Here is a 12958-nt window from a genome sequence, read left to right as displayed (position 1 = left end):
TTATCTCTTTGTTCTGTTTTCTCACTGGAGGAGTCATGCGGTGGATCCTGTTCATCCTCTTTTGCCTGCTGGGCGCACCAGCCCAGGCGGTAACCATTCCCGGCGTCACAACCGGCGCTGATGCTGACGCGCAAACAACACCTGCGCCCGAACCTGATGTCGAGCAAAAGAAAGCGGCCTACGGAGCGCTGGCCGACGTACTGGAAAATGAGACATCGCGCAAAGAATTGATTGACCAGTTGCGTACCGTTGCCGCCACGCCACCGCCGGAACCGGTGCCCAAAATCACCCCGCCTGTGGTTGTGGAAGAAAAAACGGTACTGGAGAACGTTACCGATCTCAGCCGCCATTACGGCGAAGCCCTGTCTGGCCGCTTTGCCCAGCTCTATCGCAACATCACCGATGCGCCACACAAGCCCTTTAACAGCCAGACCTTCAGTAATGCCCTCAGTCACTTTCTGATGTTGGCCGCTGCAGTGTTCGGCTTCTACTGGTTGATTCGTCTGTGTATGTTGCCGTTGTACCGTAAAATGGGAAACTGGGCGCGGAAGAAGAACCGCGAGCGCAGCAACTGGCTCCAGCTACCGGCAATGATCGTTGGCGCCTTTATTATTGATCTGCTTCTGCTGGCGCTTACCCTGTTTGTCGGTCAGTTGTTGAGCGACAGGCTGAACGCGGGCAGTCGCACCATCGCGTTTCAACAAGGACTGTTTCTGAACGCCTTTGCCCTGATCGAATTTTTCAAAGCCATTCTGCGACTGATCTTCTGTCCGAACGTGGCGGAACTGCGGCCCTTTACCATTCAGGATGCCAGCGCCCGTTACTGGAACCGGCGACTGAGTTCGCTGAGCAGTCTGATTGGCTATGGCCTGATCGTCGCTGTTCCGATTATTTCCAATCAGGTAAACGTACAGGTCGGTGCGATGGCCAACGTGGTCATCATGCTGTGTATTACGCTGTGGGCGCTGTACCTGATTTTTCGTAACAAGAAAGAGATTACCCAGCACCTGCTGAATCTTGCGGAACGATCGCTGGCCTTTTTCAGTCTGTTTATTCGCGCCTTTGCTCTGGTCTGGCACTGGCTGGCAAGCGCCTATTTCATCGTCCTGTTTTTCTTCTCCCTGTTCGACCCCGGCAACAGCCTGAAGTTTATGATGGGGGCGACAGTGCGCAGTCTGGTGATCATCGGCATTGCTGCCTTCGTTTCCGGAATGTTTACCCGCTGGATCGCCAAAACCATTACCCTCTCCCCGCATACGCAGCGCAATTATCCCGAACTGCAAAAGCGGCTCAACGGCTGGCTTTCTACGGCATTGAATGTGGCGCGGATCCTGACGGTGTGTGTCGCCATCATGCTGCTGCTGAACGCCTGGAGACTGTTTGATTTCTGGAACTGGCTGCACAACGGCGCCGGTGAGAAGACGGTTGATATTCTGATCCGCATCGTGCTGATTCTGTTTTTCTCCGCAGTAGGCTGGACGCTGCTTGCCAGCCTAATCGAAAACCGGCTGGCTTCCGATATTCATGGCCGTCCTCTCCCCAGCGCGCGTACCCGCACGCTGTTAACGCTGTTTCGTAACGCACTGGCGGTGATCATCAGCACAATCACCATCATGATCGTACTTTCGGAAATCGGCGTTAACATCGCCCCACTGCTGGCCGGGGCCGGGGCGCTGGGGCTGGCAATTTCCTTTGGTGCGCAAACGCTGGTGAAAGATATTATTACCGGGGTCTTTATTCAGTTTGAAAATGGCATGAATACGGGCGATCTGGTGACCATCGGGCCGTTAACCGGTACGGTAGAACGCATGTCGATTCGCTCCGTTGGCGTACGCCAGGACACCGGGGCGTATCATATTATTCCGTGGTCATCGATCACCACCTTTGCCAACTTTGTCCGCGGCATTGGCTCGGTGGTCGCCAATTACGATGTGGATCGTCATGAAGATGCTGATAAGGCCAATCAGGCGCTGAAAGAGGCGGTCGCTGCGGTAATGGAAACCGAGGACGTTCGTGGGCTGATTATTGGTGAGCCGTCGTTTGCCGGGATTGTCGGATTAACCAACACGGCATTTACGCTACGGGTATCGTTTACCACGCTGCCGCTGAAGCAGTGGACGGTTCGCTTCGCGCTGGACAGTCAGGTGAAAAAACATTTCGACCTGGCGGGCGTTCGTCCACCGGTGCAGACCTGGCAGTTTCTGCCCGCCGCGCCAGCGGCAGCCACAACACCGGCCACACCGCCGTCGCGGCCACCCGGCGAGCCGACGCTCTAGCGCTTACGCGCGCTAAAACGACGGCGCTGGTCGTCGTCCATAAAGGTCCAGGCAATAAAGCGGCTCTGCTTTTGCCCCTGGGCCATCTCTTTTTTCACCACCTTGACCGCTCCCACGTCAGTCAGCGCACGATAGAGCGGCGGCAGGTTTTCGCCGCGTGACACCAGCGTGGTAAACCACATGACCTGACGGCCAAAAGCCTGGCTTTCGGAAATCATCGTTTTGATGAACGCGACTTCCCCCCCTTCGCACCACAACTCCTGCTGCTGACCGCCGAAGTTCAGCGCATCATCTTTGCTCTGTCCGAGGTTGCGACGTTTGCGCTCGCTTCCTGCACGAGCAGAGGCGGCGGAATCATGGAACGGCGGGTTGCACAGCGTCGCATCATATTGCTCATTTTTATGAATAATGCCGTTAAAAATAGCCGCTGGGGTTTTCTGACGACGCAGGCGAATGGCGCGCGTCAGCCCTGGATTGGCGCTGATAATGGCCTGCGCGCTGGCTAACGCCTGCTCATGCGTCTCAGTGCCCGTAAAACGCCAGCCATACTCATGCACGCCAATCAGCGGATAAATACAGTTCGCGCCCACGCCAACATCCAGGATTGTGGCCTGAGTTGGCACACTTCCCGTTGTCTCTGCAAGCAGATCGGCCAGATGGTGGAGGTAATCGGCACGCCCAGGAACAGGCGGACACAGAAACCCTTCAGGAATATCCCAATTTGCCACCCCATAGAAATGCGCCAGCAGCGCCTTATTCAAAGCCTTTACCGCCAGCGGATTGGCAAAATCAACGCTTTGTTCGCCTGCGGGGGTCAGGACGAGATACTGCGCCAGCTCAGGCGTGCCTTTGCAGAGCGTGGCAAGATCGTAGCGACTGTGGTGACGGTTGCGCGGGTGTAAGCCCGGTTTCTGGGGGGACATAGCATTCTCCTTTTAACAGCGGCGTAAGATACCCGCATAACGCAACGCGGTAAACCGGGTTGATAACAAACGGGCGCTTCTCTGCAGCGCATCTGCGCGCGAAATGGGGTGAAGTGGCGCAAATCGCCCAAATATCAATGATATGTATGTCATTGATTTGTCAATATACGTCAATATTTTTCGTTCAAATATTAAGCAGATCATCATCAATTTTTTACGCCATTTCTGCCGCACTGACGACCTAAACTTATCTGGCACTACACGTTGTTTCACTGAGGAGAGCATCATGAAAAAATGCCTCGTATTACTCGTCGCCACCACGCTTGCAGGCGTGGCATTAGCGGCGTCTGCAGCACAACCTTTGAGCAGTCCCGATACCGGTCAGCTACGTGCGTCAGGTACCGTCTCTGCCACTGGCGCAACCAACCTGAGTGATCTGGAGGATAAGCTGGCGGAAAAAGCGCAAGAACAAGGCGCGAAAGGCTTTATGGTTAATTCCGCAGGCGGTAAGAACCAGATGTATGGTACAGCCACCATTTACAAGTAACCTTCCCCACCACCTGCCCGATAGCGACGCCGCTTATCGGGCAATGTTCCCTTGACTGAGCAATTTTTGACCCCATCTTGACTATAATAACCTCGGTAAAAAGCGTGAGGAGAATAGTGCTATGGCTTCTGGTTGGGCAAATGATGACGCTGTGAACGAACAAATCAACAGTACAATTGAAGATGCTGTTGCACGTGCAAGAGGCGAAATTCCGCGCGGTGATAGCCTGTATGAATGTGAAGAATGTGGCGATCCGATCCCTGAAGCCCGCCGACAGGCAGTGCCAGGTGTAAGACTGTGCCTTAACTGCCAGCAGGAGAAAGATTCACAGAACTCATCCTATACAGGATATAATCGCAGAGGATCAAAAGACAGCCAGCTACGTTGACCTAAGCTTACATAGATATCAAGAACATGCCGTTTCGCTTACGCTCACGTTAAATTGCTCTTTGCGTAGCAAAATGTGCCGTTCATACCTCAACTGTAAAGTGAACTGCGTAGAACCGTAAATTCATCTCGTGAATTAATTAATAATCAATAAGTTATTTGTCATTCAATTTTTTTGATTAATGCTGTCAATTCTCTTCGATTTTATCTCTCGAAAAAAAGCGTGATACTCATCACATCGACGGAACATCGTCTTCCTTAATAAATAACCTGCGAGAGATTAACAATGAAAACTATCAAATATGCTGTTGCCGCTGTTGCCCTGTCTACTCTGTCTTTTGGCGTTTTCGCTGCCGAACCTGTTACGGCTGCTCAGGCGCAAAGCATGAATAAAATCGGTGTGGTTTCTGCAGAAGGCGCAACCACGCTGGACGGCCTGGAAGCAAAACTGGCTGAGAAAGCCGCTGCTGCCGGCGCAAGCGGTTACAGCATCACATCCGCCAACAACAACAACAAAATGAGCGGTACTGCTGTTATCTACAAATAAGTTTTACCCCGTCTGCTGCCAACAGACACCCTGCTCCAACCCTCATTGAACCTGAATTACCCTTGTTTGCCCGTCCGCCACTGGACGGGCTTTTTTTATCTGTCGCGCTAAAAACTGTCGTTGACTCGCGCCAGTCCTTGCTCGAGTGTTGCCACCTCACCCGTTGCCACCAGGCAACAGGCCATCTGGATTTTCAACGATGCGGGTACCGGCTCACTTCCCGCCAGGCAGCGTTCAATCCAGCGCGCGGTCGTCTCAGGATCCTTTGCCGCGGGCAGCGGTACAGGTTCGTCTGGCATTTCACTTTGTCGGCTCTGTAACACCCGGGTGCCAGTGCTATCAATCAGGCTAATCTGCGGGCAGCGTTGCGGATTGGCGTAAACCTCACCTTCGGTTCCGTGCATCAACAACCCACGCCCACCAATATCACTAAAGAATTTCGCGACGCGCGGCACATATTCCGGATGCGACACGCTGGCAAGACGCAGCGCGGCGTCTTCGGCAAACGGTGTCGCTAACTTCGCCAGCGTATGTGCGCTGTTGCGCACACCCAGTCGCCAGCGCATTGCCAGCTGTTTTTCCAGCGGCGGGCAGAGCGTACTCACCGGAATAAAGACTGGCTGATGTCCATCCAGTTTCGCCTGTGCCTGTCCGGCATGACGCGTCGGCGCAATCCCCATCAGTTCGAAAATGGTCTCTGTCAGCACGCGGGTCGGATCTTCGCTCACCCCATGCACGACGACCGGAAAACCCAGCTTGTGCAATAAAATCGCCAGCAGCGGCGTCAGGTTCGCCTGTTTACGCGCGCCGTTATAGCTGGGGATAACGATCGGCATCGGCTTCGCAACCGGCGGGGTAAGCTTAATGGAATGGTTTTGCATCGCCTCATAAAAGCCCAGCATTTCGGCTTCCCCTTCCCCTTTGATACGCAATGCAATCAGCACGCCGCCCATTTCCAGTTCCGGCACGTCGCCGTTGAGCATGTGGGTATAAAGCCCTCGCGCGGTATCCTGATCCAGATCGCGGGCGTGGTTTTTCCCCCGGCCGATCTCTTTAATTATTTTGCGGTAATCCATCGAAAACTCCTTGCCTCACACTCACGTTATTTACGCCGACGGCGCGTGGGTTTCGCTTTTTCTTTTGCCTTAACGATAACGTCTGGCACTGCGGGTCGTTCTATGGGAAAAACAGGTAATGCATCCAGTAAACGCTTGCCATAATTTTTGGTCAACAGACGCTTATCATAAATTACCACTTCTCCCCAACACCCGTGGCTACGGATCAAGCGTCCCACCTGCTGGATTAGATTAAACGAGGCGGCGGGCAAACTCTGCACTTCGAACGGATAGCGATTGAGACTTTTAAGCCACTCGCCTTCGGTGATCACCACCGGGCTGTCGATGGGGGGAAAAGCAATTTTGTGGATATGCACCTGACTGAGTAAATCGCCTTTCAGGTCCAGTCCTTCGGCGAAGGATTGCAGCCCCACCAGCACGCTACGCTCGCCGTTTTCCACCCGCTTACGGTGCAGTTCCACCAGCCGGTAGCGCGGCTGGTCACCCTGGACCAACAACAACAAGCGCAGATCGCTGACGTATTCCAGAAAGCGCTGCATCGCTCGCCCACTGGCAAATAGCACCAGCATGCCGGAATGTTTTTTACTTTCCAGCTGTTCGCGGAAATAAGCCGCCATCTCCGCAATATGCTGTTCTTCGTTGTCGATCAACGGTTCATAGCGCATCTGCGGAATAATAATTTTACCCTGTTCGACATGGTTAAACGGCGAATCGAGCGCGACGAAGCGGTCTCCGGCTTTTTCCTTCAGGCCGCTCATCTCCTGCAGACGCGAAAAACTATTAAGCGAACGCAGCGTGGCGGAGGTGACGATGATATGCGGCACACTGCGCCAGAGTAATCGCTCGAGTTGATCGCTCACGCGGATCCCCACGCAGTGAAACCAGACGTGGGGTTGCCCGTCGCGCACTTCGCGCGTCGTCCATTTCGACACCGGTGCGCCGGATGACTGGGCCATCGAGGCCAGTCGCCACAGTTTGCTTTGCGCTTCAAACATCCCCAGCGCCCGGTTCATCTGCAAAATAGCCCGGTGCAAACGCACAACGTCATGGCTGCCGGTTTTCTCGCTGAGATCGTTCAAAAACAGCTCCGCCAGACCGCGCAGCGTTTCGGTGAGCTTCGCCAGACGCTGGCAAATCTCCATCACTTCATCCGGCAGTTCCCCCATCGCAAAGCGATGTTCCGCTTCCTGCCCGGCAGGCATGTACAAACTGAGAATGTGATTAAGTGACGCGATAAGTTCATACAGCTCTTCGCAATGGGCGTTCAGACGCTCCGGATTCGCCAGCGGCGGCGTGGTCTTGGGGCGAAACTGCTCCATGCAAGTCGCCACCAGTTTGCTGAACAGATCCAGTTGCAGGCGATACCAGGAGGCGGTAATTTCCGCGCTCATTTCCAGCGCATCGCGGGCGACATCCGGCAGGTGATGGCCTTCATCCAGAACCAGCAGCAGGTTTTTCGGGTCCGGTAACACCGCTTCGCTTTCCATCGCCGCCATCACCAGCGCATGGTTTGCCACCACCACTTCCGCTTCCTGAATCTCGCGACGGGCGACAAAAAACGGGCACTCGCGGTAGTAGTGGCAGTTGCGGTTCAGGCAACTGGCTTTATCGGTACTCAGTCGTCGCCAGAGGTCGTCGTCAATGGCGATATCCGTATGATCGCGCAGGCCGTCCCACTTGTAGCTGTCGAGGTCGCCTTTTAACTTTGCGCAGCGCTTCTGTTCTTCCTGGTTGTTCGGCGTGAGTTCATCGTCAAGAAAGGCGAGCAGATCCTGTTGCGTGGGTTCAGTACTGGCCAGCGCCGTCAGATTTCGCGGACACACATAGCGCCCGCGTCCAAACGCGGCGGTAAAGCGAAGATCGGGAATAATTTTGCGCAGTAACGGCAGATCTTTACTGTAGATCTGATCCTGCAACGCCACGTTGGCGGTGCTAACCACCAGCGTTTTTTGCTCTTCCCGTGCAATGGCAATGCCGGGAATGAGATAGGACAGGGTTTTCCCCACTCCGGTAGGCGCCTCTATCGCCAGATGACGCCCTTCTTCTCCGGTCAGCGTTTTCGCGACATCGGCAATCATTTGCCGCTGCGGCGCACGGGGGATAAAGTCGGGGATCTGTTCCTGAAGCGCCTTATACCAGACGGCGATTTGCGCTTTAAGCGCAGCGGTTAATGCCATGAGAAAACCTGAAACACTGTATAAACAGCCACTATTGTGGCACATTTCAGGCCTGGAACGTATCTTTTTTGCCGCTTCTGGAAGGTGCTTCGCAATGCCGTTAGATCAATATGATGAATAAGCCTGGTACTCAAGGGGCGTTGTATCAGGCCACGCTGGATTGTTCTCTGATACAAGCGATATGGCGGTGCTGATGCAGGTTATGCCTAACGGCGGCGGCTATGGCAACGTTAAGCTGTTCGATAAGGCAACCGTCAGGAAGTTTACTCGCAGTTCGTCAGAAGACGTTGCGTCTGGACTGGGGTGGCGTGCGAATAGTAACGCATCGATGACGCCAACGTTTGATGTGTTAGCCAGCTCTGAAACGTATGGTCATACAGGCTGGACCGGAACGATGACCTCTATCGACCCGATTAATCATATGGTTATTGTGATTTGAGGTAACAGGTCACACTCGCCAGTTGCAGACCCTAAAATAAACCCAAATGTTTTTGTGAGTGGATTATTACCTGCGGCTACATATGGCTGGATTGTTGATCAGATATGTGGGGCATTGAAAAAAATTTATAAAGGGACTCAGATAGAGTCCCTTTATATTTCAACAAGCTAGAATATAAAATAAAGAATTACCAAACTGAATACAACAATAATTTCAATAAACCAAAATGCCGCTTCAATTTTAAAACTAGTAGTTAATTCACTTGGTAAGGCCCGAATAAAATGATATCCTTCAATGCTCATGTTGTTATTAAAAATCTTATTGTAGGGGAATATTAGACTAGACATAATGAAATCTATTTTTGCAAAGTACATACCGGGAGTACCAATTAAACTTGCAGTTCTCGCCAAATTTGCAGTGATAGGAAGACAACCAAATTCCCCTTCATATAAAATTACTATTTTTTTATATTTTTCATCGTTTATGACATAAGACATAAATATTAAAATTAACATTAAAATGACTAGCATTGTGCCAAGACTCATGTTAATAGTACTTAAATTATCTGCTAAATACTTTTTCATATATTAGAATGCCTGCTTCTTCAGTAAATGAATCTGGACCATGTTGTTTAAACCCTTGATTATCAATGTCGTCAATCACCATTCCGCCAAACCCCTCACCCAATTTTTCACCTACTTTTTCCATAACTTTTCCGCCAGCAATACTTGAAGCAATGCCGGTAGCCAAACATAAAGCCGCTCCAGTACCTCCAGCTTCTGATGTAATCAATCCCAGAACCCACGTACACGCTGCCCTCCCCATAATGCCCCCGACAGCACCACCAGCAATACTTGCAGTTTGTTTGTAGCCGAATTTACTATACTCCATTATCGCTGCTTTTCTACATTCGCTTTCTCGCCCTTTCGCGCAAGCGTCATACACATTTGTTGTATAGCTGGCAAAGTCAAGGCCAATACCAATAAAGCCTGTTGTTCTCATTATTTTCATCAGCTTGGCAGATTTTTCTATATAGTTTGCATAACCTTCAATATCTTTCACCCCTGTTTGATCCCACTTATGCATAATGGATTTTGTGGATAAACCCAATGTTTGTTTTATTTGTTCGTATTGTTTTAAATTCAATTGTTCTTTTGAAAATTTATTCAAAATACCATCTAACTTTTTAAATAACCTTTCTCGCTGACCAAAAAATTCCTCTCCAGAAATCCGGCCAGAATTTTGGCTATATGTTTTTTTATAAAGTTCCTGAATTTCGTTTAGTATTTTATTTATTTCTTCATAATACCCCCCACCAGCATCCTTTATGTAACCTAAGATATCTCCGCTTTGTCCTAAAGCATCGCTATATAAATTAGATGAGAATATATCTATTGAGGTTCTGTTTTCATAGAGTAATTTAGCTTCCTCATTAGTCAGCGGTTCAAGTGCTTTATCAATTTTATCCCTTGCTGTTTGTACTTGCGCAATTTTTTCAGGTGACCTGGATAGTGGGTCAGCAACAACTAAGATTGAACCGGGCTTTTTCTTTTTTTCTGGATTCAACTGATGATATAACTCTTTTACTCCAGATGGTGGATTAACCATTAACTCATATTCATATGATTTGGGTGTCGTCAATTCTGGTACTACACAAAAGCCCGGTTCAACTGATTGTCTCGACTCTGAAATTTTTCTTGTTGCGGGAGCCAGAGGCGTGGAATTTTGAGACCTGTTTGCTGATTCATAACTTGCTAAAATATAATTATCATATCTGTATGTAATATTTAAATGGGGAATAAATCGACAATGGCAAGAACATGTACCTCTGCTATGCGCTGAACCAGCTAGTAAACATATAATTTCTGTCTCGTATTGAGACATATCATGCCCCATTGTTAAGTAATGATTATATAATTCATGACTTATTCTGGTTCGGAATGGGAAACCAGATGTTCGATGTGAAAAACCATCTTCTTTTTCATCATTAACAATTATTTTTTTCTTAAGGTTTATCGTTCCCCCCGCTCTTCCGAGAAATCTGTTATGTTCAAAGCCAAATCCGTTTTCAAAATTCCGAAGAGAATCGGGGTTTCTCCGGTACAAAAATTTTTCCTCATTGAGCCGCTTTATCGATACTGATGGAGGTTCTACTTTTCGCCCTTCCGAATCTATACTACTATCCCAGGAACTTGCGTTAGTCCGACGAAATAAATTTTCCCCTCTTTCAATCCATGAGCCTTTAGGTACACCACCTTTAATCTCATATTTTTGGCCATTCATCCCGCATATATATTCATCCATTTCATATACTATTTCCATGCCATCAAGCATATAGTATTCTTTACTCTTTAATATATAACCACCACAACTCGTTCGATCTCCTGGTGCTAATAAAAACCCTTCAGAGCGCTTATTAAAGGTTCTCATAATTAAGTTCCTCGCATTAAATGGCAAAGTTTAATATCAGACTATTTTTATTGCTTTTATTGTGATGTCACTTGCAAATTCCAACAAAAATCCTGAATCCTCACACTGAAGATTCAGGATGTGAATGTGAATGTGAATGTGAATGTGAATGTGAATGTGAATATGAATGTGAATATGAATGTGAATGTGAATGTGAATGTGAATGTGAATGTGAATGTGAATGTGAATGTGAATGTGAATGTGAATGTGAATGTGAATGTGAATGTGAATGTGAATGTGAATGTGAATGTGAATGTGAATGTGAATGTGAATGTGAATGTGAATGTGAATGTGAATGTGAATGTGAATGTGAATGTGAATGTGAATGTGAATGTGAATGTGAATGTGAATGTGAATGTGAATGTGAAGAGAATAATTTATTTATTCAGTGAGTCAATGCTCTTGTTCCTTTAAATTATCGACCTAATCTCAGTTACACTGTCATTTGTTTGCAAAATTTGTATTGTTTTCTCCCATTTTTATGTTACCTCACGCGTTTCAATGATATAATCGTATCTATCATAATGTTTTTTGCCTATGCTTTTATTTGCATGCTGATTAATAATGTCTTTCTTATTTTCAGTAAAAAGTCTTTAAAAGCTCCTCTTATATCACGTATTAAAAATGTGCTTGTAGGCCTGATAAGCGCAGCGCCATCAGGCAACTGCGCTGTGACTTAATAGTAACCCAGCAGCTTCCACCACAGCATGCCAACCGCGAAAATGATAATGACGTTGAAGGTCACCACGCACAGGTTGATTCGGTAAAACCGTGGTCGCTCAAAATAACCTTGCGCAAAGTAGATAGGGCCGGGTCCTCCGCCGTACTCGGTGTTCCCCCACATCAGGTTACTGAAGATACCGAAGCAGATAGCCACCATCATCGGCGGTGCGCCGGCTGCAATCGCCGTGGCGGCAAATGGTGCGTACAACGCGGCAACGTGCCCCGTGGCGGTAGCAAACAGGTAATGGACGTAGATGTACAAGACACCGAGCACGATAAAGGCTTCCATCGCACCGAATCCCTGAATCCCGCTACCCAACTTCACCGTCATCCATTTGATGAATCCCAGATCCGCCAGACCCGTCGCCAGGCTGATGATCACGCTGAACCAGATCACCGTGTCCCACGCCGCATGGTCATTGAGGAGACTTTTCCAACTGACGGCCCCGGTCGCAAACAAATAAGCGGCCAGCCCCAGCCCGACCGACGTCGCCGAGATCCCGGTAATCAGACTGGTTCCCCAGCCCACCAGCGCCAGCACAAAGCCCACGGCCACTTTTTTCTCATTACTGCTCATACCGCCCAGTTCGCCCAGCGACTGTTTGCCCATCGCTTTGGCTTCCGGTGTATGCTTCAGTTCTGGATCCAGCAGCTTGTAGACCAGCAGCGGCATCAGGCAAAAACAGACCATCGCTGGAACGACGGCAGAAATAAACCAGCCGCCCCAGGTGATCTCCAGACCCAGCGTGGATTTTGCCAGGCTTGCCACCAGCGGGTTTGCCGCCATACCGGTTAAAAATATCGCTCCGGTGATCGGCGTAAACTGAAAGCAAACCATCGTCAAGAAATCGCCAATCCGCTTGCCAGTCGCGCCAGGAGCCGAACCGAGTACGTCGTTGATTGAGCGAGCGATCGGGAAAATAATCCCGCCAGACCGCGCCGTCACCGACGGCATCGCCGGGGCCATAATCAGGTCAGAAACACCGAGCGAATAGGCAATTCCCAGACTGCTTCCGCCAAACAGCGACAGCATTTTATAGGCAATACGTTTTCCCAGTCCGGAGGTCACAAACCCCAGCGAGAGCACGTAGGCGCAGAAAATCAGCCACACCGTGCCAGAGGCAAAGCCTGACAGTGCCTTCGCCTCAGTCAACGTTTTGCTAAAGATCACCACGCAAAGCGCAATCAGCATAACCGCCCCCGAAGGGAGCGGCTGGGTCAGGATTGCCGCAATGGTGGCGGCAAAAATCGCAAACATATGCCAGGCCGCCGGGGTTAACCCTTCAGGAACGGGAATAAACCAGATGACGGCACCGATTACCAGCGGGATCAGAAATGAGAGAAATTTCTTGCCCATGACAAAATTCGTAGACATAGCGCTATCCTTATTGCGT

The 12958-nt window shown here is 49.8% G+C and carries 10 protein-coding genes and 1 pseudogene; 5 read left to right on the top strand and 6 right to left on the bottom strand.

Annotation, left to right across the window (positions count from 1 at the left end):
* The first annotated feature begins 35 nt into the window (after window positions 1-35).
* Entirely contained in the window at window positions 36-2276 is a 2241-nt protein-coding gene (gene ybiO, locus C2U53_RS17700) for a mechanosensitive channel protein (RefSeq protein WP_104446180.1), read from the top strand.
* Here ybiO and rlmF read toward each other — a convergent pair.
* The gene (rlmF, locus tag C2U53_RS17695) at window positions 2273-3199 is read right to left on the bottom strand and encodes a 23S rRNA (adenine(1618)-N(6))-methyltransferase RlmF (protein ID WP_104446179.1); all 927 of its coding nucleotides are present in this window, start codon (window positions 3197-3199) and stop codon (window positions 2273-2275) included. The genes ybiO and rlmF overlap by 4 nt on opposite strands.
* Window positions 3200-3485: 286 nt before the next feature.
* Here rlmF and mcbA point away from each other — a divergent pair, with 286 nt between their 5' ends.
* From mcbA to ybiJ, 3 genes are all read left to right on the top strand, one after another.
* Window positions 3486-3746, top strand: coding sequence for a DUF1471 family periplasmic protein McbA (mcbA, locus tag C2U53_RS17690; protein ID WP_104446178.1), 261 nt, complete (start codon window positions 3486-3488; stop codon window positions 3744-3746).
* 121 nt (window positions 3747-3867) lie between these two features.
* Window positions 3868-4134 carry a DksA/TraR family C4-type zinc finger protein gene (locus tag C2U53_RS17685; protein WP_043001279.1) on the top strand — a complete coding sequence of 89 codons (267 nt, stop codon included), beginning with the start codon at window positions 3868-3870 and terminating at the stop codon, window positions 4132-4134.
* Between the two features lie 285 nt (window positions 4135-4419).
* On the top strand, window positions 4420-4680 hold the full coding sequence (ybiJ, locus tag C2U53_RS17680) for a DUF1471 family protein YbiJ (RefSeq protein ID WP_043001280.1): 261 nt from the start codon (window positions 4420-4422) through the stop codon (window positions 4678-4680).
* Window positions 4681-4787: 107 nt separating this feature from the next.
* On the opposite strand, the gene ybiB is transcribed toward ybiJ, so the two are convergent.
* On the bottom strand, window positions 4788-5756 hold the full coding sequence (gene ybiB / locus C2U53_RS17675) for a DNA-binding protein YbiB (RefSeq protein WP_104446177.1): 969 nt from the start codon (window positions 5754-5756) through the stop codon (window positions 4788-4790).
* A gap of 26 nt (window positions 5757-5782) precedes the next feature.
* A complete protein-coding gene (gene dinG, locus C2U53_RS17670; protein WP_104446176.1) occupies window positions 5783-7933 on the bottom strand; it encodes an ATP-dependent DNA helicase DinG in 2151 nt (716 codons plus the stop codon).
* A gap of 121 nt (window positions 7934-8054) precedes the next feature.
* Between dinG and C2U53_RS17665 the strand changes: the two are divergent.
* Window positions 8055-8543: pseudogene (locus tag C2U53_RS17665) on the top strand (serine hydrolase); the annotation flags it as partial.
* On the opposite strand, the gene C2U53_RS17660 reads toward C2U53_RS17665, so the two are convergent.
* From C2U53_RS17660 to C2U53_RS17645, 3 genes are all read right to left on the bottom strand, one after another.
* Window positions 8540-8956, bottom strand: a complete 417-nt coding sequence (locus C2U53_RS17660) for a hypothetical protein (RefSeq protein ID WP_090048651.1) — start codon at window positions 8954-8956, stop codon at window positions 8540-8542. The pseudogene C2U53_RS17665 and the gene C2U53_RS17660 sit on opposite strands and share 4 nt — an antisense overlap.
* Complete coding sequence (locus C2U53_RS30100; RefSeq protein ID WP_104446175.1) at window positions 8934-10802, bottom strand: hypothetical protein; 1869 nt, start codon at window positions 10800-10802, stop codon at window positions 8934-8936. Before C2U53_RS30100 ends, C2U53_RS17660 begins: the two co-directional genes overlap by 23 nt.
* A 715-nt stretch (window positions 10803-11517) precedes the next feature.
* Complete coding sequence (locus C2U53_RS17645; RefSeq protein WP_104446173.1) at window positions 11518-12939, bottom strand: DASS family sodium-coupled anion symporter; 1422 nt, start codon at window positions 12937-12939, stop codon at window positions 11518-11520.
* Window positions 12940-12958 lie beyond the last annotated feature (19 nt).

This window comes from Citrobacter sp. CFNIH10, from assembly GCF_002934585.1.
Classification (GTDB): Bacteria; Pseudomonadota; Gammaproteobacteria; order Enterobacterales; family Enterobacteriaceae; genus Citrobacter_A; species Citrobacter_A amalonaticus.
Note: the sequence above shows the minus strand (reverse complement) of the source record. Positions and strands in the feature narration are given on the sequence as shown.

What these genes read in the sequence shown, in the direction of transcription:
- ybiO (WP_104446180.1), top strand. Translation starts at nt 36, where the DNA reads ATGCGGTGGATCCTGTTCATCCTCTTTTGCCTGCTGGGCGCACCAGCC.
- rlmF (WP_104446179.1), bottom strand. Translation starts at nt 3,199, where the DNA reads ATGTCCCCCCAGAAACCGGGCTTACACCCGCGCAACCGTCACCACAGT.
- mcbA (WP_104446178.1), top strand. Translation starts at nt 3,486, where the DNA reads ATGAAAAAATGCCTCGTATTACTCGTCGCCACCACGCTTGCAGGCGTG.
- C2U53_RS17685 (WP_043001279.1), top strand. Translation starts at nt 3,868, where the DNA reads ATGGCTTCTGGTTGGGCAAATGATGACGCTGTGAACGAACAAATCAAC.
- ybiJ (WP_043001280.1), top strand. Translation starts at nt 4,420, where the DNA reads ATGAAAACTATCAAATATGCTGTTGCCGCTGTTGCCCTGTCTACTCTG.
- ybiB (WP_104446177.1), bottom strand. Translation starts at nt 5,756, where the DNA reads ATGGATTACCGCAAAATAATTAAAGAGATCGGCCGGGGGAAAAACCAC.
- dinG (WP_104446176.1), bottom strand. Translation starts at nt 7,933, where the DNA reads ATGGCATTAACCGCTGCGCTTAAAGCGCAAATCGCCGTCTGGTATAAG.
- C2U53_RS17660 (WP_090048651.1), bottom strand. Translation starts at nt 8,956, where the DNA reads ATGAAAAAGTATTTAGCAGATAATTTAAGTACTATTAACATGAGTCTT.
- C2U53_RS30100 (WP_104446175.1), bottom strand. Translation starts at nt 10,802, where the DNA reads ATGAGAACCTTTAATAAGCGCTCTGAAGGGTTTTTATTAGCACCAGGA.
- C2U53_RS17645 (WP_104446173.1), bottom strand. Translation starts at nt 12,939, where the DNA reads ATGTCTACGAATTTTGTCATGGGCAAGAAATTTCTCTCATTTCTGATC.